27 protein-coding genes and 1 pseudogene are annotated in these 20,859 nt (G+C 67.7%); 14 read left to right on the top strand and 14 right to left on the bottom strand.

Going from position 1 to position 20,859, the window contains the following annotated elements; all coding sequences use genetic code 11:
* Nucleotides 1-82: 82 nt before the first annotated feature.
* The 3 genes and pseudogenes from BLV94_RS06485 to BLV94_RS06470 all read left to right on the top strand — a co-directional run.
* Nucleotides 83-547: pseudogene (locus tag BLV94_RS06485) on the top strand (zeta toxin family protein); the annotation flags it as partial.
* Between the two features lie 1,198 nt (nt 548-1,745).
* A complete protein-coding gene (locus tag BLV94_RS51735; protein WP_074933651.1) occupies nt 1,746-3,110 on the top strand; it encodes an Lsr2 family DNA-binding protein in 1,365 nt (454 codons plus the stop codon).
* 389 nt (nt 3,111-3,499) lie between these two features.
* The gene (locus BLV94_RS06470; RefSeq protein WP_072943873.1) at nt 3,500-3,847 is read left to right on the top strand and encodes a hypothetical protein; all 348 of its coding nucleotides are present in this window, start codon (nt 3,500-3,502) and stop codon (nt 3,845-3,847) included.
* 286 nt (nt 3,848-4,133) lie between these two features.
* Here BLV94_RS06470 and BLV94_RS06465 read toward each other — a convergent pair whose 3' ends face one another.
* Nucleotides 4,134-4,424, bottom strand: coding sequence for a DUF4193 domain-containing protein (locus BLV94_RS06465; RefSeq protein ID WP_016881848.1), 291 nt, complete (start codon nt 4,422-4,424; stop codon nt 4,134-4,136).
* Nucleotides 4,425-4,884: 460 nt separating this feature from the next.
* On the opposite strand from BLV94_RS06465, the gene BLV94_RS49375 reads away from it, so the two are divergent.
* The 4 genes from BLV94_RS49375 to BLV94_RS50565 all read left to right on the top strand — a co-directional run bounded on the left by BLV94_RS49375 (nt 4,885) and on the right by BLV94_RS50565 (nt 7,512).
* On the top strand, nt 4,885-5,025 hold the full coding sequence (locus tag BLV94_RS49375) for a hypothetical protein (RefSeq protein WP_016881847.1): 141 nt from the start codon (nt 4,885-4,887) through the stop codon (nt 5,023-5,025).
* A 176-nt stretch (nt 5,026-5,201) separates the two neighbouring features.
* Entirely contained in the window at nt 5,202-5,528 is a 327-nt protein-coding gene (locus tag BLV94_RS06460; protein WP_016881846.1) for an ANTAR domain-containing protein, read from the top strand.
* A 100-nt stretch (nt 5,529-5,628) separates the two neighbouring features.
* The gene (locus BLV94_RS06455; protein ID WP_051004153.1) at nt 5,629-6,009 is read left to right on the top strand and encodes a hypothetical protein; all 381 of its coding nucleotides are present in this window, start codon (nt 5,629-5,631) and stop codon (nt 6,007-6,009) included.
* Nucleotides 6,010-7,299: 1,290 nt separating this feature from the next.
* Nucleotides 7,300-7,512 carry a hypothetical protein gene (locus BLV94_RS50565; protein ID WP_016881842.1) on the top strand — a complete coding sequence of 71 codons (213 nt, stop codon included), beginning with the start codon at nt 7,300-7,302 and terminating at the stop codon, nt 7,510-7,512.
* A 20-nt stretch (nt 7,513-7,532) separates the two neighbouring features.
* On the opposite strand, the gene BLV94_RS50560 is transcribed toward BLV94_RS50565, so the two are convergent.
* Entirely contained in the window at nt 7,533-7,835 is a 303-nt protein-coding gene (locus BLV94_RS50560; RefSeq protein ID WP_237724027.1) for a hypothetical protein, read from the bottom strand.
* A 184-nt stretch (nt 7,836-8,019) separates the two neighbouring features.
* On the bottom strand, nt 8,020-8,328 hold the full coding sequence (locus BLV94_RS50555) for a hypothetical protein (protein WP_037196677.1): 309 nt from the start codon (nt 8,326-8,328) through the stop codon (nt 8,020-8,022).
* A 207-nt stretch (nt 8,329-8,535) separates the two neighbouring features.
* On the opposite strand from BLV94_RS50555, the gene BLV94_RS50550 reads away from it, so the two are divergent.
* Entirely contained in the window at nt 8,536-8,802 is a 267-nt protein-coding gene (locus BLV94_RS50550; RefSeq protein ID WP_237724026.1) for a hypothetical protein, read from the top strand.
* A gap of 159 nt (nt 8,803-8,961) precedes the next feature.
* Here the strand turns inward: BLV94_RS50550 and BLV94_RS06430 are convergent, their stop codons facing one another.
* Both BLV94_RS06430 and BLV94_RS06425 read right to left on the bottom strand, forming a co-directional pair.
* Complete coding sequence (locus tag BLV94_RS06430) at nt 8,962-9,219, bottom strand: DUF7218 family protein (RefSeq protein ID WP_016881839.1); 258 nt, start codon at nt 9,217-9,219, stop codon at nt 8,962-8,964.
* Between the two features lie 94 nt (nt 9,220-9,313).
* Complete coding sequence (locus BLV94_RS06425) at nt 9,314-10,453, bottom strand: carboxylate-amine ligase (RefSeq protein WP_016881838.1); 1,140 nt, start codon at nt 10,451-10,453, stop codon at nt 9,314-9,316.
* 149 nt (nt 10,454-10,602) lie between these two features.
* Between BLV94_RS06425 and BLV94_RS48470 the strand changes: the two genes are divergently transcribed.
* Nucleotides 10,603-11,016, top strand: a complete 414-nt coding sequence (locus tag BLV94_RS48470) for a hypothetical protein (RefSeq protein WP_143051353.1) — start codon at nt 10,603-10,605, stop codon at nt 11,014-11,016.
* 51 nt (nt 11,017-11,067) lie between these two features.
* On the opposite strand, the gene BLV94_RS06415 is transcribed toward BLV94_RS48470, so the two are convergent.
* Nucleotides 11,068-12,132: an NAD-dependent epimerase/dehydratase family protein gene (locus BLV94_RS06415; protein ID WP_072943869.1), complete on the bottom strand. Its 1,065-nt coding sequence runs from the start codon at nt 12,130-12,132 to the stop codon at nt 11,068-11,070.
* Between the two features lie 172 nt (nt 12,133-12,304).
* Between BLV94_RS06415 and BLV94_RS06410 the strand changes: the two genes are divergently transcribed.
* From BLV94_RS06410 to BLV94_RS50545, 4 genes are all read left to right on the top strand, one after another.
* The gene (locus BLV94_RS06410; RefSeq protein WP_072943867.1) at nt 12,305-12,766 is read left to right on the top strand and encodes an SRPBCC family protein; all 462 of its coding nucleotides are present in this window, start codon (nt 12,305-12,307) and stop codon (nt 12,764-12,766) included.
* Between the two features lie 382 nt (nt 12,767-13,148).
* Nucleotides 13,149-14,231: an IS630 family transposase gene (locus tag BLV94_RS06405; RefSeq protein ID WP_072943866.1), complete on the top strand. Its 1,083-nt coding sequence runs from the start codon at nt 13,149-13,151 to the stop codon at nt 14,229-14,231.
* A gap of 116 nt (nt 14,232-14,347) precedes the next feature.
* Nucleotides 14,348-14,521 carry a hypothetical protein gene (locus BLV94_RS49370; RefSeq protein WP_016881833.1) on the top strand — a complete coding sequence of 58 codons (174 nt, stop codon included), beginning with the start codon at nt 14,348-14,350 and terminating at the stop codon, nt 14,519-14,521.
* 57 nt (nt 14,522-14,578) lie between these two features.
* Nucleotides 14,579-14,809: a hypothetical protein gene (locus tag BLV94_RS50545; protein ID WP_016881832.1), complete on the top strand. Its 231-nt coding sequence runs from the start codon at nt 14,579-14,581 to the stop codon at nt 14,807-14,809.
* Between the two features lie 168 nt (nt 14,810-14,977).
* Here BLV94_RS50545 and BLV94_RS06395 read toward each other — a convergent pair whose 3' ends face one another.
* From BLV94_RS06395 to BLV94_RS06380, 7 genes are all read right to left on the bottom strand, one after another.
* Complete coding sequence (locus tag BLV94_RS06395) at nt 14,978-15,166, bottom strand: hypothetical protein (RefSeq protein WP_016881831.1); 189 nt, start codon at nt 15,164-15,166, stop codon at nt 14,978-14,980.
* 15 nt (nt 15,167-15,181) lie between these two features.
* On the bottom strand, nt 15,182-15,598 hold the full coding sequence (locus BLV94_RS50540) for a hypothetical protein (RefSeq protein ID WP_342341939.1): 417 nt from the start codon (nt 15,596-15,598) through the stop codon (nt 15,182-15,184).
* Between the two features lie 183 nt (nt 15,599-15,781).
* Nucleotides 15,782-15,955, bottom strand: a complete 174-nt coding sequence (locus tag BLV94_RS49365; protein ID WP_016881829.1) for a hypothetical protein — start codon at nt 15,953-15,955, stop codon at nt 15,782-15,784.
* 18 nt (nt 15,956-15,973) lie between these two features.
* Nucleotides 15,974-16,114: a hypothetical protein gene (locus BLV94_RS49360; RefSeq protein ID WP_016881828.1), complete on the bottom strand. Its 141-nt coding sequence runs from the start codon at nt 16,112-16,114 to the stop codon at nt 15,974-15,976.
* A 66-nt stretch (nt 16,115-16,180) separates the two neighbouring features.
* Complete coding sequence (locus BLV94_RS49355) at nt 16,181-16,336, bottom strand: hypothetical protein (RefSeq protein WP_016881827.1); 156 nt, start codon at nt 16,334-16,336, stop codon at nt 16,181-16,183.
* 71 nt (nt 16,337-16,407) lie between these two features.
* Entirely contained in the window at nt 16,408-16,620 is a 213-nt protein-coding gene (locus BLV94_RS06385; protein WP_016881826.1) for a hypothetical protein, read from the bottom strand.
* A gap of 75 nt (nt 16,621-16,695) precedes the next feature.
* Nucleotides 16,696-18,147 carry a WS/DGAT/MGAT family O-acyltransferase gene (locus BLV94_RS06380; RefSeq protein WP_016881825.1) on the bottom strand — a complete coding sequence of 484 codons (1,452 nt, stop codon included), beginning with the start codon at nt 18,145-18,147 and terminating at the stop codon, nt 16,696-16,698.
* Nucleotides 18,148-18,847: 700 nt separating this feature from the next.
* Between BLV94_RS06380 and BLV94_RS06375 the strand changes: the two genes are divergently transcribed.
* On the top strand, nt 18,848-19,339 hold the full coding sequence (locus BLV94_RS06375; protein WP_050787562.1) for a hypothetical protein: 492 nt from the start codon (nt 18,848-18,850) through the stop codon (nt 19,337-19,339).
* A 97-nt stretch (nt 19,340-19,436) separates the two neighbouring features.
* Here the strand turns inward: BLV94_RS06375 and dnaJ are convergent, their stop codons facing one another.
* Nucleotides 19,437-20,624, bottom strand: a complete 1,188-nt coding sequence (dnaJ, locus tag BLV94_RS06370) for a molecular chaperone DnaJ (RefSeq protein WP_016881822.1) — start codon at nt 20,622-20,624, stop codon at nt 19,437-19,439.
* Nucleotides 20,625-20,859: the final 235 nt, after the last annotated feature.

The following is a 20,859-nucleotide window of genomic DNA, read 5'->3' as shown; positions in this document are numbered from 1 at the left end:
GCCATCGCGGACGGCCACTACGCGGACCTGCTGTCGACGACGCTCGCCGATGCGCACCCGATAGCCCCCCCGGGAACTCGCGGCCCTGGTCCACGCCGAATCCACCGAAGTCATCGACGACGTCCGCGAGGTGTGCCTGCAACGACGCGAGAACGTCGTCATCGAAGGCACCCTGCAATGGGGTCCGCAAGGTGGCATCCTCATGGCCCAGCTCAGTGCGCGCGACTACACCGACGTGCGCATCGTCGACGTCGAAGTACCGGCGTCGATCGCCCATGAGCAGGCGGTGCGCCGGTGGTGGGAGGGCCGGATCCGGGGGATCAGCGGGCAGGACCGGATGGGTGGCAGGTTCACACCGCCCGCGGCGGTCGCACGGCTCTATGAGCAGGGTTCGGTGAGCCGGTGTGCAGCCCACGCCCGCGCGGCGTTCGAAAGTACGCTCGCAGCGGCGATCACACAGGTCACCCTCATCCACGTCGACCGCAGACTCGGCGCCGAGCCGTTGGTCTCGCGGCGTGTCGACGGCAAACTGGTCGAAGGACGATAACCACCGGCCCACACCGCAAGGCCGGGCATGCGCCGAGGCGCCGAGCGCGCGCGAGGAAAGCCCAGGCACAGGCCGTTGCCGAGTGGTGGGGTGACGTCTCCGGTTCGGACTGCAGTCGTCGGTGTGGCCGACTCGCAGGGTCGTCGCGACGCCGCGGGATGGGTCTGATTCGCCGTGTGGGCTTCCGCGCGGGGATGGCTGACCCTGTGAGAGGCGATGACGCTTCCCTGGCGTTTCGGGAACGCTCAGACAGGCGTCGACGTACGTCGGTGACCAGCCGGGCATTCGGTTCAGTGCAGGGAAACCAGAACTACAACGGCTGCCACCACGACGGCGGTGAGTTCGATGGCACCAAGGATCAGAGCGGCAACGGCGAGACCGGATCCGGTTTCATCCTCGCGTCCGCCGGTCACGACGCCGCTCGATGCCGACGGACGGACCCGAGAGATGGTGCTCGCCTCGCTCCTTCACGATTTTCGATCTGACATTGGGATAACGCGGCGACGTACGGGCTGACGCCAACTGATCGGAGTGAGCACCCGCGGTTTCTCGCCCGGCCGCGCCCCACAGTCGTCGCGAGGGGGTGGCTGTCCCGGTGCCTGTTGCTCCTCGCGGTGGTGTGTCGAGTTGTCTCCACACGTGTGTACGGTGCCGCAGTCGGTTTCGGGTGAACCCTGTGTGAGTGCGGTGCGGAGGAGAATGATGCCGGCTGGGGGTGACCACACTCCGAATGCGGTCGCACGGCCACGACGGTGTTCTCCGGGCTGCCGGGAATGTGGCCGGCGCGCGGCCTTCGCGACGTAAAGGTTCGGAGCCGCTGTGACCCGAGTCCGGGAGAAGCTGCACCGCCGGAATTGCGGCACAGGATTCGGTGAGCAGGTGGTGGGCCGTCAGGCGCCCACCCTGCTCGGCACCGTGAACACCGAATTCGTCAATGTCAACCACTCGGATGCCGCAGCTGCCGAGACAATTTCGGGATTTCGGCGGAGAATAGTCCCTGTCGGGGTGCGTCGTGCTCGTCCTGCATGAAGCTCGGCGCGATGTGATATTGAGCTCGAAGAGGATCGTGTGTGGTCTGCCCACATGGACAATGTCTTAAAGACGTTGAATTGTTAGTTCGGTGAGCTCCTCATTTCCGGGACGAGCCTGCCGTTACTGTGTGCGTTCGACGATTGCCCTGACGTAGAAGGAGAGCACGATGGCGGTATCACCGAGGATATCCGAAGGTTCGGCGAAGGGGACGACCAAGGAGATCCGCGAGTGGGCGATCGGCGAGGGCCGCGAAGTGTCTCCCCGCGGCCGGATTTCGGCCGAAATCGTGCAAGCTTTCCATGACGCTCAGGCGACGAAGGTTCAGGCAAAAGCGGTGCCGGCGAAGAAGGCGGCCGCGAAGAAGACGGCCGCGAAGAAGTCTCCGGCGAAGACGACCGGGCCGAAGAAGGCGTCTGAGAAGAAGGCGTCTGAGAAGAAGGCGTCTGCGAGGAAGTCTCCGGCGAAAGCGGCAGGCGCGAAGTCGACGACTGCGGAGAAGATTGTCGCCACGAAGGTACCGGCGATGAGCAAGTCTCCGGCGAAGACGACGACCAAGGATATTCGAGAGTGGGCGATCGGAGAGGGTCGCGAAGTGTCTCCCCGCGGCCGGATTTCGGCCGAGATCGAGCAAGCTTTCCATGACGCTCAGGCGACGAAGACTCAGGCAAAAGCGGCGCCGGTGAAGAAGGCAGTCGCAGAGAAGATAGTCGGGGAGAAGGCTCCCGCGAAGAAGACGGCTGAGAAGAAGGCTCCGGCGAAGAAGACGGCTGAGAAGAAGGCTCCGGCGAAGAAGACGGCTGAGAAGAAGGCTCCGGCGAAGAAGACGGCTGAGAAGAAGGCGTCTGCGAGGAAGTCTCCGGCGAAAGCGGCAGGGGCGAAGTCGACGACTGCGGAGAAGATTGTCGCCACGAAGGTACCGGCGGTGAGCAAGTCTCCGGCGAAGACGACGACCAAGGATATTCGAGAGTGGGCGATCGGAGAGGGTCGCGAAGTGTCTCCCCGCGGCCAGATTTCGGCCGAGATCGTGCAAGCTTTCCATGACGCTCAGGCGACGAAGGTTCAGGCAAAAGCGGCGCCGGTGAAGAAGGCGGCCGCGAAGAAGGTAGTCGCGAAGAAGATAGTCGCGGGGAAGGCTCCCGCGAAGAAAACGGCCGCGAAGAAGTCTCCGGTGAAGACGACAGGGCCGAACAAGACGACTGCGAAGAAGACGGCCGTGGAGAAGGTCGTCGAGAAGGAGGCTCCGGTGGAGGGAGCGGCGGCGGGTACGGCTCCGGCGAAGAAGATGGCAGCGGGGAAGACAGCAGCGGGGAAGACTGCCGGGGAGATGAAGGCCGCGGAGAAGGTTGTCGAGAAGGAGGCTCCGGTGGAGGGAGCGGCGGCGGGCACGGCTCCGGCGAAGAAGACGGCCAAGGAGATTCGAGAGTGGGCGATCAAGGAGGGCCGTCAAGTGTCCTTGCGCGGTCGGATTTCGGCCGCAATCGTGCGTGCCTTCCATGACGCTGCGGCAAAGTTGCCGGCTGTGGGCGGCTGAACCGAGTGGTGTCCGCTCTTGAGCGTGACCCACTTGCCTGTCTCTTCGAAGCCAGACTCACCGGAGATGAGCGCGCCTGTGTCACAGCCATGAACGCGGGCGAACGGTCGGTGCGACTGGCACCGGAGTTCGCATTCACGAGCGCTGGTCGACAGTGTGCACCGAGGGGCCGATGGGAGTTCCGCTGGCACCTGCTGGGTGAGTGTCGGTGCCAAGAACTGTCGCCCCGTACCAAATGAGGTCCTGAGGGTTACGTCGATCTCACCGCACGATCTGCCGGGGTATTGCTGGGTCGCGTGCCGCACCGGACGTGTTTTGTGCTGTGGTGTTGTTCGGAACTGACGGTTTTCTGGCTTACCGTGTCCGGTATGGCAGGTGATGAGGCTCGCGTGGTCCGGGACTTCGCGGAATGGTTGTCATCTCAGGGCTGGGTAGTCCGGACCGATGAGGATGTCGTCGACATCGTCGCCGAGAAGGACTGCCACCTGCTCTACGTCGAGGTCAAGGCTGCGACCGTCGCGCCGGATTTGGATGTCGATACCGCCATCGGTCAGCTGGTGCGGCGGATGCCGAGCGAGGCGGATCAGTCGGTGTCGTTTGCGCTGGTCGTGAGGGACGAGCCGCGATCGGTGGACGCCGCGGTGCGGGCACCGCAGCGGATTCTGGATCTGTTGGGGATGGCGTTGTACGCGGTCGACGAGGACGGTGGGGTGCGGCAGCTCTTCGGGCGCGCGTGAAGCCCGTCCCCCGGGCATGAGCGGGACGGTCAGTGGTCTGGAGATACCATCGCCAGGTCCCGCGAGAGCGGGGTAATGCGGTGATGGCGCGGTAGCTCAGTCGGTGAGAGCCGTGGACTCGTAATCGGTTGGTCGCGGATACGAGCCCCGCCCGCCCCCCGACGTGTCGCCTCGGGCCCGCAGGGAGGCCCTTTGAAGGGCGAACTAGATCGTGGCGTCGGTATCGAGGGTGTGCGATGGCCGACCAATCCGAGGGCGGCCGCGCTTCTCGGTGGGTCCGAGGTGTTCAGGCGCAGTCGCGGCAGAGTTGTTGCCCAGCGTTGGCGAGGCGGCTGCGGTGGTGGACCAGGAAGCAACTGGTGCAGGTGAATTCGTCAACCTGCTTGGGGATGACGCGGACGGTGAGTTCTTCACCGGACAGGTCCGCGCCGGGCAGCTCGAATGATTCGGCGGTGTCGGTGTCTTCGACGTCGACGGCGGGGGACTGGGTGTCTTTGCGGCTGGCGGTCAGCTGTTCGAGGGAGGTGTCCGGCTCGTCGGATTCGGTGACTCGTGGTGCGTCGTAGTCGGTGGCCATGACTGATCTTTCCTTATGTTTCGGGTGTTCGGATCCGTCAGACTAGAGGAGCCGATGGCGGCTCACGCTTGCGGGGCGCCGCGTGCGGTGGACACAAGCTCCTGGCGCGGTGGGGATCGTGAGCACCCGCCGGGGTGGTCCGCGGTGACCGGGTAACCCATTAAACGGCGGCAGGTCAGCCGCACCCCAACGCGTCTCCGGTCCTGTCAGGTTGTGTCTGCTCGCCGGCTTTTGGCCGCCGATGTCCTTCGTGCACATGACAGTGGTGGGTCCCTACCGGGCGACAGCGCGGCGGTGGAGTGGGGTGGAGACGTGGCCGTCGCCAGCCCGGAGCAGGGCTGTGGGTGACTCGTTCGGCGATTTCGGGCTTGCGCTTTTCATTGCCTAGAGGTAAAACAAAATCTATATTCTTCGACACAGATAAACTCGTTGCGGCGAGTCAGGCACGCTAGGAGAACCGATGACCGACATTCCGCGGAACGCTCCCCACGACAACGAGGTCTTGGTTCTCGGTGCAGGCAGTGGCGGAGCCATCGCCGGCGGTTTGATCGTCACCCTGACCCTGAGCGCACTGACTGTTCTCTCCTCTCTGCCCACCTGACCGGCGGTGGCGCACACCGCCCTGTCATGCCGCCATGTTCGGCCCCGGCCCCGGCCCCGGCCGCGCCGGTCCCGGGTGGCGGTCCGGTAGACGTGGCTCACATTCACGGCCGCTCGGGATGGTTGCCGGCACCCCGGCACGTCCCGGTCGGTGCACGAGAGCAAAGGACGCATCACATGATCGAGGACACCGCAGCATCACCCCTGACCGCGGTTCCGGCCCCGACGCGCCTGGTTCCCCGCCGGCGCCCGGATGGTCGCGAACTTCTCGCGACCGCGAAGGGCATCCTGATGGCCGCCCGCGGTTGCAGCGACGCCCAGGCGTTCGACGAACTCCTCGACGTCTCCCGCCGTCATCACCTGACCGTGGTCGGGGCGGCCCGGAATCTGGTCGACCTCGCCGCCGGATCCCCGAACCGCCGGCGGACTCCGGACGCCGTGCGGTTCGATGAGTGGGCGCAGCTGCTCGCCCAGCTGCCGCGCCGACACGCGCACGCGAGCTGAAACGGACCGTGCAGACTCGGTCAGGGTGCCTGCTACCGGCGGGCCCGGTGAACTGTGCGGTGGTGGCGTGTGCGGCGCCGGTGCGGGGTACCCGCCGACCATGTCTTCGACTTCCGCCGCGCGTGTTCTTCCCCGAGTGCTGGGTGTCCTGACCGCCGCGTACAGTGCCGCGATCATCGTCTCCCTGAAGCTTCTGGCGAAGCCCTGCAAGCTCACCCGTGCCGATGGCGGTGTCCCACCCGAGGTTGCCACGGTGGTCCGGGCGGTGGGGGTGCGCGATGTGGCCAGTGGACTTGCCCTCGCCGCGGCGCCGTCCGGGGCGGCGCTGCGCGTCGCCGTCGCGGTCCGGGTGGTCTCCGATTTCGGTGACGCCGTGGTCTTCGGGATCGAGCTGCCTGATGCTGCGGCCAAGGCCAAGGTCGCCGGGTTCGCCGCAGGGTGGGGAGCGTTGTGCGCCTACAGCGGACGACACACCGGATAGCAGCAACGGGCACGACGCCAGGGACCGTCCGCCGACAGGGCGATGGGTGTACCGGCCGGGGTCTACTCGCAATGTGCCCGGCGAGTGCCACCTCGATGTGCCGGGTTACCCCTTGGCCTGCTCGCGACCAAGATCGGTCCACCCGTCACCACGACCGCGACGAGCGTCTTCATGCGCTGAAGCGTGCTGACCCGTCAACGTGCGCAGTGGACCTGCGACGCGTCTTGATCGGCGCGCGCGTAGGCACGCCCCTTCTCACGGCCTTGGCGTCGAGCGTTGAGTCTGATTGGTCTAACTGGCGTGCGGTCGGCGATTACTGGTGTGGGAGTTTCTCGATGCGGGTGGGCGCACCGGCCGGGTTCCCGGTTCCCGGGACCGGCGGAGGCTTTCGGACATCACCCGTTGCCACCACAGGTCCAACGGACTGGGATCGGGCCAGAGGATCGGATCGTGGTCGGATCCGAAATCGGCGCCCAGGGTGCTATCGGGGTCTTCGTCGGTACAAGGCACGATTCTGTCCACCCTCTCGGTCCGGCGCATCCGGTCGGATGCACCGCAATTCAATCTGTTGAGTCACTTCGACGTCGCCCCGCCGACATCGGTCACTCCGCGTTGTCATTCGCCGTCCGGTTACCCGAAACGGTGGTGCGCTACCCACATGTCAACGGACACGAGGAAGCCCGGGCCGACGGACATGAATCTCCGGATCTGTGGACGTCAACAGACCGGGATGTGGGGTCGTTGCAGACCGATGGCGGTCGGTGGCGGGTGTCCACGTCGCTGGTCGAGTCAGTGCACGCCCTTGTCAGCGAGGGCGTCGGCGAGGCGGTGTGAATCGCCCTCGATGGCGGTCGGGCACAATGACGGTGTCACGCACCGAAAAACACTGGGAGGGAACGATGTGGGAGTTGCCGATCGAGGGCGGCATACCGTGGCTGGTCTGGCTGTTGGATCTGGTGATCAACGGCTCCTGACACAGCTGTAGGTCGCCCACGTAGGTCGCCGACCCCGACGGGGTGCTCCGAGGGAGTTCCACTCCGTCCGTCGGGCTCAGGGGCGTCGGGCAATCCATACGGTCCGGCTGTCCCGCACCGTCAGATCCCCGCGGTGCAGAACTGTGCTCCTCGACGTCCACGAAACCGGCCCGGTCCACGAGATCCGTGGGTTCCGGGCTGGTGGGTGCCCGCCACCGTTGTTGCGCTCTACGACTCTGGTGCGACAGCCCGGGCCCCTTCCCGGTGCAGGCGTGGCGTCGGGATGTCTGGGGGGCCGGTGGCTAGGGTCGAGGAGGTGAGCGGACGCGAGCGGGTGGTGATGTTCGACCTCGACGGCGGTGTGGCGGACCTGTCGGCCTTCGCTCACCTGCTGACCGTCGGTGACTCGGGTCGAAGCCACCGACAAGCGTGGCAGCAATTCTTCGCCCATCTCGGGCAGGCGGCCGTCGTCGAACCGGGCCGGGACGTGGTGGAGGCGGTGGCCGGGTTGGGGTTCGTGGTGGTGTAATCGACGACCCGGCCGGTCTCCTATGCGGGGCAGACCCGGTTGTGGCTGAGCGCGAACGGTTTTCCGCTGGGCCGGGCGTTGCTGTGCGGAATCGCGGTGATCACCGTGCCGCCGCCGAGGTCAAGGCCGGTCACTGTCGGGCCGTCGGTGCGTGGTTGTCGGCGTTCGTCGACGTCGAATCCGAGGCCGTGGCCGTCCTGCGGTGCCGGGGTGTCCGCGCCTACTCCTTCGACGGGTTGTCCGGACTCGGCGTGCGAAAGTTGCGGGCGACCCTGACCGGAGGGGCGGGTGGTGGGGGTGGGGCGCACCGTTGTCTCGGTCACGGTCGGCGTGCGGCGCCCTCCCGCGGCCGTGGCACGGTGGCACACGGAGTGGGCCGAACCGGTCCGCCCACACAGCGGACCCCGCACCGGATAATGGTGACCGGACCGCATCCGGACCGTCACTGGGCGCGGAGTCTGCACCACGCCAAGCAGGTCCACGGCGGCCGCATCCAACCGGGTGGGGTCATGGGCCGAGGTTGACCATCTTGGTGCTCGGCGGAGTCGCTTCGCGACGAATCAGGTGGAATAACAGGCTGTCCGGGTTCGTGGGGTAGCGGAAGCACAGCCGGTGATCGTCGAACCAGGCGAACCAGTCCGCCCACGAGATGTGTTCGAAATAGTGACCCGATCGGGCGCCGATGAAGTCCACCAGGAGAACCTCGGCCGCGCTCGCCGTGGCCGGGTCCGGTTTCCGGGCGGGCGCACCGTGGTGGCGTTGGATCCACTGGCGGATCTCGTCGTGATCGATGGTGTCGTGCACCTGCAGACTCATCCTCGTGTGCCTTCGCATTCGGTCCCCGCAGGCCCGGTGAAGGTGATGCCGGTTCCCTGGGGAGTTGCTTTCGCCGATAGTGGTGGGGTGCCCCGCGCGACGAGCCGGAAACGTTCGTCCGCTGCCCGGGAAACGTCGGGTCCGCTGTGGTGGAACACGGCATCGCACCTGCGGTGGACTGATGGCTATGTCCCTGATCTCGGTCTGGTGAGTGCAGTGGGCCAGCAGTTGCCGGTGCTCATGCGCGATCGCCCGGGCACTGGAGTGGTCATCGGCGGGTGTCAGGTTGACTGCGGGGTCGGTGATTGCGGTGAACTCGTCGACGAAGTGGGCGAAGTCCAGATGGCGCCGGGAGGCGACGTCGAGCAGTTCGTCGAACGCCTGCTCCTCGGTGCAGCGGTGGGCGGTCATCACGACGCGTTGTGCTGCCTCGAGTCGTGCGCGAAACCTCGTCGCATCCGGAGGGCGGGTTGAGTGCTTCAGCGTCATCGTCGTCACCGTGTTCGGGTCCAGGAGTGCGGCCCCTTACCGGCCGTTTTCGTCCCGGAAGGGTGAGCGCCGGCGCCGGTTCCGGTGTCGTCGTGAACCGATCTGCCGCGGGCACCCGGCGGTACCACATTGGTTTTCGCGATCTCAGTGGTTGCGGAGTGCGTCGATCAACTCACCCTTCCTTTTGGATGAGTATCCGGACAGGCCGACCTCTTTCGCCTTCTTCTTCAGCTCGTCCACGGTCCAGTCCTCGTACGAGGACGACTTGCCGCCCTTGCGGCCGGTGCCGGATCGGCCGCGGTTGGCGGCCGAGTTCGCGATCCGTGCCGCTTTCTCCTTGGATGCACCATCCTTGCGCACCTCCTGGTACACCTTCTCGTCCTTGATCGACGCCCGGGGCATGATTCCTCCTCGCTTCACTGGTGTGTCTGCACATCGGGTACCCCGAAGTTGCCGGCCTGTACCCGCTGCGGGCCGGCGGAGCGCCGAAAAGCATTCACGTCTCGGCGAGGGTGGTCCGGCCGATCATGTCGATCAGGTCATGTGGGGTGCCGGTAGTGAGGGTGCGGCGTTGCTGGGTGGCGCCGTTGCCGCGGGCGAGGACCGTGTGCAGGGCTTGGTGCGCTTGTTGGTAATCGCCGGTGTGTTCGAGGGCGGGGCGGATGTGGTCGAGCAGTCGCAGGATCAGGTCGGGAGCGGGGACCAGGTGGCCGGTGACCGGGTCGATGCCGTGCCCGTCGAGTCCGTCGCGGGCGGCCCGCCAGTACGCCGCCCGCAGGCGGTGGGGGTCGACCGGGGTGACGGTGCGGACCTGGTGAACGGCGGTGTGGGCGGTGACGACCAGTGCGCGGATCAGTGCCGCGATCAGCACGGCGTCGTCGGCGGTGGCGGGCACGTCGGCGACCCGGATTTCGATGGTGGGCAGGTGCGCGGACAGGCGCACGTCCCAGTAGAGCATGGCGGTGTCGAGGATGGTTTCGTGGTCGAGCATCTCGGTCACGGTGGCGTCGTAGTGGGCGGCGGACCGCAAGTGTGGGGGCGGTCCGGCGCTGGGCCAGCGTGACCAGAGCATGTGTCGCCAGCTGGCGTAGCCGGTGTCGCGGCCGTCGGTGATGGGGGAGTTCGCGGCGAGGGCCAGCAGGGCGGGCAGCCACGGCCTCAGATGGTTGCAGACCGCGGCGGCGGTGTCGCGGTCGGGGATGCCGACGTGGACGTGGCATCCGCAGATCACTTGGTCGCCGAGCTGCCGGTAGTGCTCGGCCAGCCGCCGGTAGCGGGGCACGTCGGTGATGGACCGCGGTATCGGTCCGAGGGGTGGGACGCCGGTGGCCAGCAGGCGGGCACCGGCGGTGGTGGCGGCGGCGGCCGCGAGTCGGCGGGTGCGGAGCAGTTCGGTCCGCAGCTCGGAGGTGCTGGTGCAGGGCGGGGTCGCGGTCTCGATCTGGCAGGTCGACAGTTCCAGTTGCAGGTCGATGCCGAGCGTTTTCCCGACCTGGGCGACGGCGGTGTTGCCGGGAAACGGGGCACCGGTGGCCGGGTCGACGAGGACGAATTCCTCTTCGACGCCGACGCTGGGACACAGGTCACGGTCGTCGAGGCGAAAAGGTTCGGGATCACCGGGGTCGGTCGAGACCATGATCTCCTCCTCCCGCCGAGAACCACCCCAAGGACAGGGAGCGGGTGCTTGCCGTGTACCCCGAAGCAGACCGGTCGATGCAGACCGTGATCCGGACTCACTCAGCCCACCGACACCGAGCCTCCGGTACCCGTGCCGCGCACGCCGGCGTGAGTGAGGCGGACCGATCGCGGTTGCCGGCGCCGCCGCCTCCGGCCGCGTACCGCCCTGGTCGGCGCCGGGACAGGGTGGTCGCGCTCGCGGCGATCGCACCGATACGCCGCGATGCGCCCACACTCGGTGACGGTCTGCTCGGCCGCGCGCTGCCCCTCGTCGTCTTGTCCGCCGCCGCGGGGGCCGCCACTCTGGTTCTCGTCCTTCGTCGCAACTACGGCGTCGCGCGAACACCGTGGATCCTCGTCGACCAGGTTCTGATCGACGACGCCGCTGGGGCTCCGGCCACTCTCGTCGGGCTGCTCGTCGTCGTGGGCCTGGCCGCGGTCACGGTCGTACCCGCGCTGGCCTACCTGTACTGGCTGACACAAACCGAGACCTGGAGCCGCGACGACACCTCCCAGCCCTGACCTACCGATCACCGATACGGCCGAACCGCATGCCGGGTCGTTTGTGGCGTTTCAGGCTTGCTGGCCTACCCCGGTTGCGAACTCCCGCAACCGATTAGCGGTGGTGTCCGGGTGCAGGGGCGGTGTAGGTAACCCTGCTCCGTCATGAACTCCGAGCAGGAACTCGTCGAGGGTCTCCTGGGGTGAATGTCGAGGTGTCCAGCTCAACTCGTCGCGAGCTCGGGAGCAGTCCATCAATGGAATCTGCAGGACCGTCTCGAACAGTCCCGGCGAGGCGGGGATGAGGTGCAGGTGCCAGCCCACCGCCACGGCGGAGCGGACGATGAAGGGGGCGACCCGCACACCGCGGGCACCGAAGGCTTGTGCGAGGAACGCACCGTCCACGGGTGGCTCGGCGGCCAGATTGAACGCACCGTGTACCGGGTTCACCACCGCTGCCGCGTATGCGGCGGCTGCGTCCTCGGTGTGGAGCACCTGCACCCGAAGATCGTTCACGAAGGGCACCAGTGGGATTCGGTCCGGGCGTACGAGTCGGCGGGGGAGCAGCGGGCCGAGGAACAGTCGGCGTTGCGAGGTCGCTGATTCTCGTTTGAAGATGAATCCGGGGCGCATCCGCACGACGCGGATGCTCGGATGCCGGGTTTCGTACGTATCGAGCCACCGCTCGAGGTACGCCTTTTCCCGGGGGTAGGCGGCTGCGGGCCAGCCATGGGTCGGCCACTTTTCGTCGACCTTCCTATCCGAGGGGCCGGGGGAGTACGCGGCCACCGAGGATGCGTAGACGACGGCGGGGACCGACTCCGCCGCCGCTGCTTCGAAGACCCGGATCGCGCCGAGGACATTGTTGGTCCACGTGTGCTGCGGGCGGTGGGTGGGCTGGAACAACCACGCGAGATGGACCACGACATCCGCGCCGCGCACCACCTCGTTCATGTCGTCGTGTGCTGCGTCCGCGGTGAGGAACGTGGTGTGTGAGGGGTTCCAGTTGCTCGGGCGTCGCGCGACGCCGATGATCTCGGCGATCGCGGATTCGCGGCTGAGTGCGTCGATGACGCTGGTCCCCACATTGCCGGTCGCGCCGATCACCACGACCTTCAGGCCAGGAGAGCTGTTCATGTCGACCCGATTACCCTTCACGCAGGTAGGTAACCGTCACATTTTCGCCAGACCTTTCCCCGGGTCGAATCGGCCGCTGTTTCGGTGTGGCGCCTGTTTCGGTCGGGCGATCCGACGATTCGAATTGGGATTGGGTGTGTTCGATGCGGGGGTGTCGGGTAAGCGGGTTGTAATGAGCACAATCACCGAAGCCATCGATGTCGATGTTCCTATCCGGGTCGCGTACGACCAATGGACTCAGTTCGAGGCGTTTCCGCAGTTCATGGAGGGGGTTCGGGAGATCCGCCAACTCGACGACACGCATGTGCACTGGGTGATCGATGTGGCGGGCCAGGTCCGTGAGTTCGATGCAACCATCACCGAGCAGCATCCGGACGAACGGGTGGCCTGGACCTCGGATTCGGGCCCGAACCACGCCGGGGTCATCACCCTCCACCGTCTTGACGATGACAAGACCTGGGTGACCGCCCAGATGGATGTCGACCCGGAAGGGTTCGTGGAGAACGCTGCCGACAAGCTCGGCGTTCTCGGTCACCGAGTCAAGGCCGACATGAAGAAGTTCAAGGAGTTCATCGAGCACCGCGGGAACGAGACCGGCGGATGGCGCGGCGAAGTCGACCCACCCGCCCCGTGACTCGACCGGTGAGGTGGTGTGATTGCGGTACAGAAACTTCCGCCATCTCTGTAGTCCTGCCGCGGGGAGCTGAAGATGCAGCGTTCGACGTTTCCCGCTCGATGGAACGATTAGCAGCCGCGGCGGTAACCATGATAGAGCACCGAATCGGCGACCAACACTGAGTTGCGGATTGACGCCGCCTAAGAACAGCTGCCGATAGTTCGGGCAGTGGCGCGCACGGTAACCCGCCGGGTAGCGTTCCCGCTCAACGAGATCGTGGTTATCTCCCACGCGATCGACGACGTCCCACAGGTGAGCTCGGCGGCGCCGGTGGTGCGTCGGCCGCGATCTAGTGGTGTGTCTCGCAAATAATTCTTGATCGATTCGATAGAATCCGTACATGAGGAACCCGGTACCAGCTTTGGAGATTTCCGATGGGCAGCGCGTTGTACTCGAGTCGTTGGCGCGGTCGCAGACGGGTGCACACCGGGAGGTGGTGCGGGCCAAGGCGCTCTTGATGGCGTCCGAGGGCATGGCCAACACGGCCATCGCGCAGGCATTGTCGGTATCGCCGGGATCGGTGGCGAACTGGCGGGCGCGGTTCGCCGAGGACGGCATGGCGCGGTTGGGTGAGGTGCGCAAGGGTCGTGGTCGCAAGCCCTCGATCCCGCAGGAGAAGATCGATGAGATCGTGGACCTGACGCAGAACTACCGCCCGAAAGGCGAGACTCATTGGAGTTGCCGGACGATCGCAGAGTATGTCGGGGTCTCCAAGGACACCGTCCAGCGCGTGTGGTCCGCTCGCGGACTCAAGCCACACCGGGTCGAGACGTTCAAACTGTCGAATGATCCGCGATTCGAGGACAAGCTCGTCGACGTCGTCGGTCTGTATCTGAACCCGCCCGAGCGGGCGATCGTGTTGTGCGCGGACGAGAAGTCGTCGGTGCAAGCCCTCGACCGGACCCAGGCCTCGCTCCCGATGATCAAGGGCCGCGGCGAGACGATGACCCACGACTACAAGCGTCACGGCACCACCACCTTGTTTGCCGCGCTCGACGTCCTTACCGGCAAGGTGATCGGCCAGTGCCTGCCGCGCCACCGTCACCAGGAGTTCTTGAGATTTCTGCGCACCATCGACCGTGAGGTGCCCAAGGACTTGGAGATCCATCTGATCCTGGACAACTACGCCACCCACAAGCACGAGAAGGTCCGGGCTTGGCTCGATAAGCATCCACGGTTCCACCTGCACTTCACTCCCACCTCCTCCTCGTGGCTTAATCTCGTCGAACGTTGGTTCCGAGAGCTGACTGATAAAGCTCTGCGGCGCGGGGTCTTTCACTCCGTACCGCACCTCATCGCCTCCATTGAGGAATACCTCGATGCCCACAATGAAAGCCCCCGACCGTACGAATGGACCGCGACCGCCGAATCCATCCTCGCCAAGGTTGCGCGCGGCCGCGTCGCACTGGAAAAGATCAGCTAAATCAGAGACACACCACTAGATCTGGTGGGAATCCGATCGGTGAAGGCGGGCTTCGTCGCGTCAAATCCAAGCACCGACCGGTCGCTGGGCGGTCGCGTCCGCTTAGGATTCGTCCCGTGGGAGGCGAGTGGATTCAGATCGATCAGGATTGTGTGACGTGCGGTCAGGCCGCATTCCGGCACTACATCTATGCCAGCCTGGGCGGCGTGCTGATCGAGACCGACCTGTACGAGTGCGCCACCCCGGGTTGCCCCGGACCTGTTGCGATCGGCGAACCGATCAACGGCTGATCGCGTCTCCGTCGGCTTCGCCTGCCGTTGCTCGGGGTTACGCAGTAGCCTGCGGTCATGAAGTCCGCCGGTGTGATCGGTGTCGCCGCGGCCACGGTCGGTGCGGTGGTGTCCTGCAGCTCCGACACCCATCCCGACGCAACCACGGCCACCTCCGAGACCACCGGCGCCGTGGAGGAAATGGACCGGGCCGCGGTGATGGACCGCTACCATGCCGACCTCAACGCATCGTCGCCGTGTTGCGCGGCCGGTACCCGGACCTGGCGATTCATCGCAACGACGCGTTGATCAAACACATCGCCATCGAACCCTGCATCGACCTCGCCAACGGCGTCGACGAGCAGACCGTCATCGCGGCGATCGGAGAGCTGGCCGAGAACTGGGGCACCGCACCCAGACGCAGCAGATCTACACCCTGGTCGGACCCGTTTGTCCCTGATCCCTCGAGGACTGCGGTCACTCTGCGTGCTCGGCACCGTCGGAGACACTGCAGTCCTCGTTCTTCCGGCGGCGGTGGTAGTGGTCGACCAGCGAGGAGGGTCTTCTGCAGGCGGGAGAGGACGTGTCGGTGCGTCGCTGGGTGTGCTGTTCGGTGAAGACCTGCTGCTCCCAGGACCGGTACCGGACGTTGAAGAACCATGACAATCCGACGGCGGTCGACTATCCACTCCCGGGGTCCACACCCATGGTGCGTGAGCATCCCACCGCTGTCGCCCGGCTGGATCTCTCCCATCGGTGCGCGGTGGTGCGGTGTAGTTGCAGTTCGGAGTTCGGCGACGATCGAGAGGCGGGCACGCGGTTGCGGTGCATTCGGCGGTCCTGGCTGCCGGGTGTCACAGATACGCCTCGGTGAGGGTACGGACGGTCTCCCAGTGCGCGGGCCCGGGCCGGGTCAGGACCCGGGGAGGTCACGGTGAACGTGCGGGCCAGCCTGCCGACCAGGTCGGGAAAGCGGGCCTCGGTGTCGGAAGCGGGGGTTCGGTCGAGCGGGCGGTAGATGGCGAGTTGGGCGCCCGGATCGAGGTGTTGCCCGAGCCGGGTGAAGTGGGTGATGTTCTCCTCGAGTCCGCGGGTGATCGGGGAGGTCGCCGGAGGTGGATGATGTAGCGGCGGTGCCGGCGGCGCTGGACTGCCCGGTCAGCGGCAGCCGGTAGAGGTGGGTCAGGACGGCGTTGCAGAGGGGCAGGTCGCTGCCGTCGACGACGAGTCCGGCCGTCTCCGGGCACACGGTCTGGAAGGGGGCATCGTCATCACGGTCAACTAGTTCGTCCCGTCCGGCCCCCGACGCCGTCGACGGGCTCGCACGCCAACCGGGCCGGGGCGGCCGTCGTCGAAGACGACCGGCAGCACGGCCTCGTCGAGGAAGGACATCGGGGCCCGGACGATCTCGTACTGCACCCGCAACAGGGTGCGGGCGGCGCCGAGCACTCCCATCGGGTGTCCTCCCGATCCTCAGCCGCCGGGGTGGAACGGGACCGCGCGGCCGCGGCCGCGGCGTCGACCGGCGGGACGCGTGAGGGCAGCCTGGACGGCGGGTGTGCCGCCGATTCCGCCGGCGAGAACGAGCAGCAGCAGGGCGACGTTGGTGTTCACGAGAACAGGTTCCTCCTCGGGCTGCGGCCGGGTCGGTGGCCGGTACGGAAATGCTTGGTTTGTCGGTCAATTCGGGGTGCCGCGCATCGTCGGGGATCCCGGATCCGGATCGTCGGTGGGTTCGTCGGCGAACATGGCGGCGATCCGGGCCTTGATCTCGGCGGTGCTGAGGGCGGCGGTGCGGACACCGACGGTGGATGTTCGATGGGCGGTGACACTCATGACGGGTGTCCTACCTTCCTGGGTCCGGCGAATTGTTCTCGGTATCAGTGGTGTTCAGCTCGTGAGGGTGTTCAGATCATGAGGGCGGCGGCGGTGACCGCGGCGAGGGTGGCGGCGGCGATGACGGCGCCCGCGACGAGCGATCCGGTGACGATCCAGGCTGGGCCGGTCACACACGCCGCGGCGACGGCGCCGATTACCGCGCCGGCGCGCAGCCGCCCGGCCGGGCGCGTGCGGTCCAGGTCGGCGGTGCGGTGGCCGGTCAGGGTGGTGGTGGGGTGCATGGACGGTGTCCCTTCTCCCGGATCTGGTGCGGTGAATCGGTCGATCGGTGGTTCGTCGCCGCTGTAGTGCCGGGGTCAGAGGCCGACGACGGTGTCGAGGGCGTCGAGTTCGGTGTGTAGGTGGTCGAGCATCGGGTGCAGGTTCGGCACGGCCTTCCGGCAGCCGGTGAGGCCGAAGACGAGCTGGTCGTCGGTGCTGGTGCAGGTGATGTTGAGTGCTTGTCCGGTGACCGGGATGGACAGCGGATACAGGGCGTCGAGCCGGGCGCCGTTCCAGTACAGCGGGGTGGACGGTCCGGCGACGTTGGAGATCACCAGGTTGAACGGCGGCCGCTGCGGACCGCGGCGGCCGGTGAGCAGCTCCAATCCCATCGGGGCGGCGCCGAGGGCGCTCAGGGCCAGCACCTGGGCTTGGCTCATGCTTCGCAGCACCGCCTTGCCCTCGCGCATGCAGGCGCGGATGGTCTCGAGCCGGTGGGCGGGGTCGGGCAGGTGGGTGGCCAGGTTGCACATCAGCATCCCGACCCGGTTCCCGGCCCGATCCGCCCCGTCGCGGTCCGCCTCCGACGTCGGGCCGCGGAGGTTGACCGGGACCATCGCGATCAGCGGATCGGCCGGCAGCGCGCCCAGCCCGTCGAGGAAGCGGCGCAGCGCTCCGGCGCACAGGGCGAGGACGATGTCGTTGACGGTGGCGTCGGCGTGTTTGGCGAGCAGACGGACCCGTTCGAGCGGCCAGGAGCGGGCGGCGAAGTGCCGGGCCCCGCCGATCGGGACGTTGAGCACGGTGTGCGGGGCGTTCAGGGCCCATGGGCCGCCCTGGGTGCGGCGGGCCCGCTCCACTGCCGCTGCCACCGCTGGTGCCAGGCCGGCGATCTCGGCGGCCATGTCGCGGGCGGTCCGCAGCGCCTGTCGGGGCAGGGCCAGTGGATTCGGGATGGACGTCAGGGCGCCGGGCGCCGCGGGGTTTCCGGTGGCGGGGGTGCTCAGCCGGGCGCGGGCGTCCTCGCCGCGGGTGGGTTGCCAGGGGGCGGGCATGCCGCGGCGGTCCGGATCCTCACTCATGCTGCGTTGCAGCAGGGTCATCGCGGACGCGCCGTCGGCGAGGGCGTGGTGGATCTTGGTGTAGACCGCGTACCGGCCGTCGGCCAGGCCCTCGATCAGGTGCATCTCCCACAGCGGGCGGGACCGATCCAGCAGGGTCGCGTGCAGCCGGGAGACCAGGGTCAACAGCTCCTCGGTGCCCCCGGGGCGGGGCAGCGCGTCCCGGCGGACGTGATGACCGAGATCGACGTCCCCGGCGGTGTCCCATCCCCACTGACCCAGTGAGGTCAGCGACCGGCGGGCACGTTGGCGGAACAACGGTGCGACCTGCTCGTCGTCGACGGCGGCCTCGAACATCTCCCGCACCGTCCCGGCGTCGGCGCCCTCGGGCGGGGTGAACACCGCCAGCCCACCCACGTGCATCGGATGTTCGCGGGATTCCCCCAGCAGAAACAATGAATCGGTCGGCGACATCGGCAACAGCATCGGTGCGAAACCCTTTTCTCCCCGGTGCGGCCGTCGGCGGGGTCCGGGCCGGCGGTTGCACAACAAACGTCCGCGACACCACATCACAAAGATGTGTGAAATACATCACAGCAAGGTGTCGTTGGCATCATTTGTACAGCAGGTCGCCCGGGTTGTGCTATATGGACGTTCGTCCAGCACTGTTTTGACACCCGGTGTCACCAGCAGGAATGTCGAACCTGCGCCGCGCCGCGGGTGCTCGCGAACCGTTCGCCTGCTCGGCTCGTCGCGCAACTCGGACGGCGCGGTGCGCAACATCACATGCCCGGATTCGGCTGGTTTGTCCGATTCCGGCGGCACGTCGCGTGGGCTGCCGCACCCCCGCATCGGGGCAGAGTGGGCCGGACCCGGAGGGCCCGCCATACACCACCCGATCATGAGGAGGCAGGCACGGTATCGACTACGCCGCACGCTCTACCCGGGCCTGTTCGCGGCGCCCGAGAGGAAGCAGGTACAGCATCGACTACGACGTACCCCGCACCATCGGACCGGGCACGGTTCCTCGCGTATGACGTTGGGGCGCAGGTGTTGTGGCGGCACCGGATCGCGCCGATCGGCGGCCGACCCGGTGCGGAACCGGCCCACGGATGCGACCCGGATTCGATGCGCCGATGCCCCGGGAAAGGCGTGTGTACGCGGTGGGGATGGGTACACGACGCGCATGGGGTCCGATCTCGAGGGGCGTTTCCGCCCGGAGGCGGAGGTGGCCGGGCGCCTGCTCGCGCTGGCGTCCGAACACCGGTACGCGACGCTGGGCCGGGAACTGTCCTCGCTGGCGGCGCCGCCCGACATCGTCCCGGGGCCCGGGAGCTTTTACGGCGGTGTGCTGACCTGGCTGACGGGTGCGATCGCCGACGTGGCGGTGGCCCGGCTGGGCCGCGCCGCGGAGGGGGAGGCGTTCGTCCTCGAGGTCCGCACCGGCGGCGGGCAGGTCGTCGATGCCCGGCAGCTTCCCCCGCGGCAGGCCCGGGTGGCGCGGTCGGTGCTGGCCCTGCTGGCCGGTGACCCCGCCGCCGCCCGGGTGCACCTGGGCGCCGCCGCACGTGAACCCGACTCCGAGGTGCGGGTCACCGCCCTCATCGAGGCGCTGACCTGGCTCAACTCGTTGCTCGACGCTCCCACCCCGGCGTTGCCCGACCCACCGCCGGAATAGGGTCCCTCGGCTGGATGGTCGTCCTCGGACTGCTGCTCCCGCGGCTGCGCACCACCGGGACGACCACGGCGACACCGTAATCGAAGACCCTCAACCTCTACCGGCGGCCGGGCCAGGTGGTGCGGGGGTCGAATCCGGCGGCCTTCTCGGCCTTCTCGTAGGCGCGCAGGGCATCGATGGCCCTCTGGTTGAGCCCGGCGGGCACCGCCACCTGCACGGTCACCCGCAGATCGCCCGGCGCCCGGCCGCGGAGGGGGACGCCGCGACCTTGTAACCGGAAGGTCCGACCGGACGGGGTACCGGCGGGGATCTTCACGCTGACCCGACCGTCGAGGGTGGGCACCGAGATCGTGGTGCCGAGCGCGAGTTCGGCGAAGCCGACCGGCACGGTGACCGTGAGATCGTCGCCGTCGCGGCCGAAGACCGGATCCGGGTCCACCCCGACGGTGACGTACAGGTCCCCCGACGGGGCGCCGCGCAGCCCGGGCTCGCCGTGCGCGGGCAGCCGGATGCGTTGGCCGTCGGTCACTCCGGGTGGGATGCGGACGTTGATGGTGCGGGTGCGGTGCCCGACCCCGGTGCCCTGGCAGTCCGTGCAGGGGGAGTCGACGATCACCCCGGTGCCGCGGCAGTCGTCGCAGGATTCGCTGAACCCGAAGCCGCCCTGATTGCGGGTGAGGGTTCCGGCGCCGCCGCACGAGGGGCACCGCCGCGGCTGGGTTCCGGGCCGGGCGCCGCTACCGTGACAGCTGGTGCACACCGTGGGCCCGCTGACCTGCAGCGGCAACACCACCCCGGTGACGGCCTGCCGGAACGGGAGCCGGGTCTGCGCCTCGACGTCGCTGCCCCGCCGCGGGCGGGACGCGGTTGTGCGGGTGCCGCTGCGGCGGAACAGATCCCCGAACACGTCACCGAACCCGGCCTCGCCGGAGGTGAATGAGGAACTCTCGCCGCCGAACAGGTCGGAGAGGTCGAACCCGCCCATTCCGCCGGCCGGCCCGCCGCCGCCGGCGCCGGAGCGGGTGCCGGCCCGCCGGAACGCCCCGGACCGGTACAGCTGCCGGGTCCGGTCGTACTCGGCGCGGGTGGCCGGGTCCGAGAGCGCCGCGTGCGCCTCGCTGACCGCCTTGAATCGTTCCCCGGCCGCCTGGTCGTGCGGGTTGGCGTCCGGGTGCAGTTGCCGGGCCAGCTTGCGGTAGGCCCGTTTGATGTCCTCCGCCGACGCCGTCGACGGCACACCCAGGTCGGCGTAGAAGTCGCGTTCGATCCACTCCTGCTGCGTCACAGCGAATCTCCTCCCTCCCTCATCCGTGGTGCATCACCGTCCACCCCCATCCGGGCCAGGCCGGGCGGACCGATGGTGTGGAGCTGCGCCCGGTCTCGGTGGACCTCACCCGCAGCGGTAGGGGTTCGGGTCCGGACCCCGGTTCTCGGGCCCGGCGTCGCGGCCCCCATCCGCCGCGGCCTCCGACCAGGGGTCGGTGCCCGCCGGCGGGTTCGGGACGACCGGCGGGGCCGAA

This window comes from Rhodococcus koreensis, from assembly GCF_900105905.1.
Lineage (GTDB): Bacteria > Actinomycetota > Actinomycetes > Mycobacteriales > Mycobacteriaceae > Rhodococcus_F > Rhodococcus_F koreensis.
The sequence above is the reverse complement of the archived record's forward strand: the minus strand, read 5'-3'. Positions and strand labels throughout refer to the sequence as shown.

Excerpts from the sequence above, each read along its gene's own strand:
- BLV94_RS50545 (WP_016881832.1), top strand. The coding sequence starts at position 14,579 with ATGAAGTCCGCCGGTGTGATCGGTGTCGCCGCGGCCACGGTCGGTGCG.
- BLV94_RS51735 (WP_074933651.1), top strand. The coding sequence starts at position 1,746 with ATGGCGGTATCACCGAGGATATCCGAAGGTTCGGCGAAGGGGACGACC.
- BLV94_RS06415 (WP_072943869.1), bottom strand. The coding sequence starts at position 12,132 with ATGAACAGCTCTCCTGGCCTGAAGGTCGTGGTGATCGGCGCGACCGGC.
- BLV94_RS06425 (WP_016881838.1), bottom strand. The coding sequence starts at position 10,453 with ATGGTCTCGACCGACCCCGGTGATCCCGAACCTTTTCGCCTCGACGAC.
- BLV94_RS49365 (WP_016881829.1), bottom strand. The coding sequence starts at position 15,955 with ATGGGAGTGCTCGGCGCCGCCCGCACCCTGTTGCGGGTGCAGTACGAG.
- BLV94_RS06410 (WP_072943867.1), top strand. The coding sequence starts at position 12,305 with ATGAGCACAATCACCGAAGCCATCGATGTCGATGTTCCTATCCGGGTC.
- BLV94_RS06430 (WP_016881839.1), bottom strand. The coding sequence starts at position 9,219 with ATGCCCCGGGCGTCGATCAAGGACGAGAAGGTGTACCAGGAGGTGCGC.
- BLV94_RS06455 (WP_051004153.1), top strand. The coding sequence starts at position 5,629 with ATGTCTTCGACTTCCGCCGCGCGTGTTCTTCCCCGAGTGCTGGGTGTC.
- BLV94_RS50555 (WP_037196677.1), bottom strand. The coding sequence starts at position 8,328 with ATGAGTCTGCAGGTGCACGACACCATCGATCACGACGAGATCCGCCAG.
- BLV94_RS49355 (WP_016881827.1), bottom strand. The coding sequence starts at position 16,336 with ATGAGTGTCACCGCCCATCGAACATCCACCGTCGGTGTCCGCACCGCC.
- BLV94_RS06465 (WP_016881848.1), bottom strand. The coding sequence starts at position 4,424 with ATGGCCACCGACTACGACGCACCACGAGTCACCGAATCCGACGAGCCG.
- BLV94_RS06380 (WP_016881825.1), bottom strand. The coding sequence starts at position 18,147 with ATGCTGTTGCCGATGTCGCCGACCGATTCATTGTTTCTGCTGGGGGAA.
- BLV94_RS06405 (WP_072943866.1), top strand. The coding sequence starts at position 13,149 with ATGAGGAACCCGGTACCAGCTTTGGAGATTTCCGATGGGCAGCGCGTT.
- BLV94_RS06375 (WP_050787562.1), top strand. The coding sequence starts at position 18,848 with ATGGGGTCCGATCTCGAGGGGCGTTTCCGCCCGGAGGCGGAGGTGGCC.
- BLV94_RS06460 (WP_016881846.1), top strand. The coding sequence starts at position 5,202 with ATGATCGAGGACACCGCAGCATCACCCCTGACCGCGGTTCCGGCCCCG.
- BLV94_RS06385 (WP_016881826.1), bottom strand. The coding sequence starts at position 16,620 with ATGCACCCCACCACCACCCTGACCGGCCACCGCACCGCCGACCTGGAC.
- BLV94_RS49375 (WP_016881847.1), top strand. The coding sequence starts at position 4,885 with ATGACCGACATTCCGCGGAACGCTCCCCACGACAACGAGGTCTTGGTT.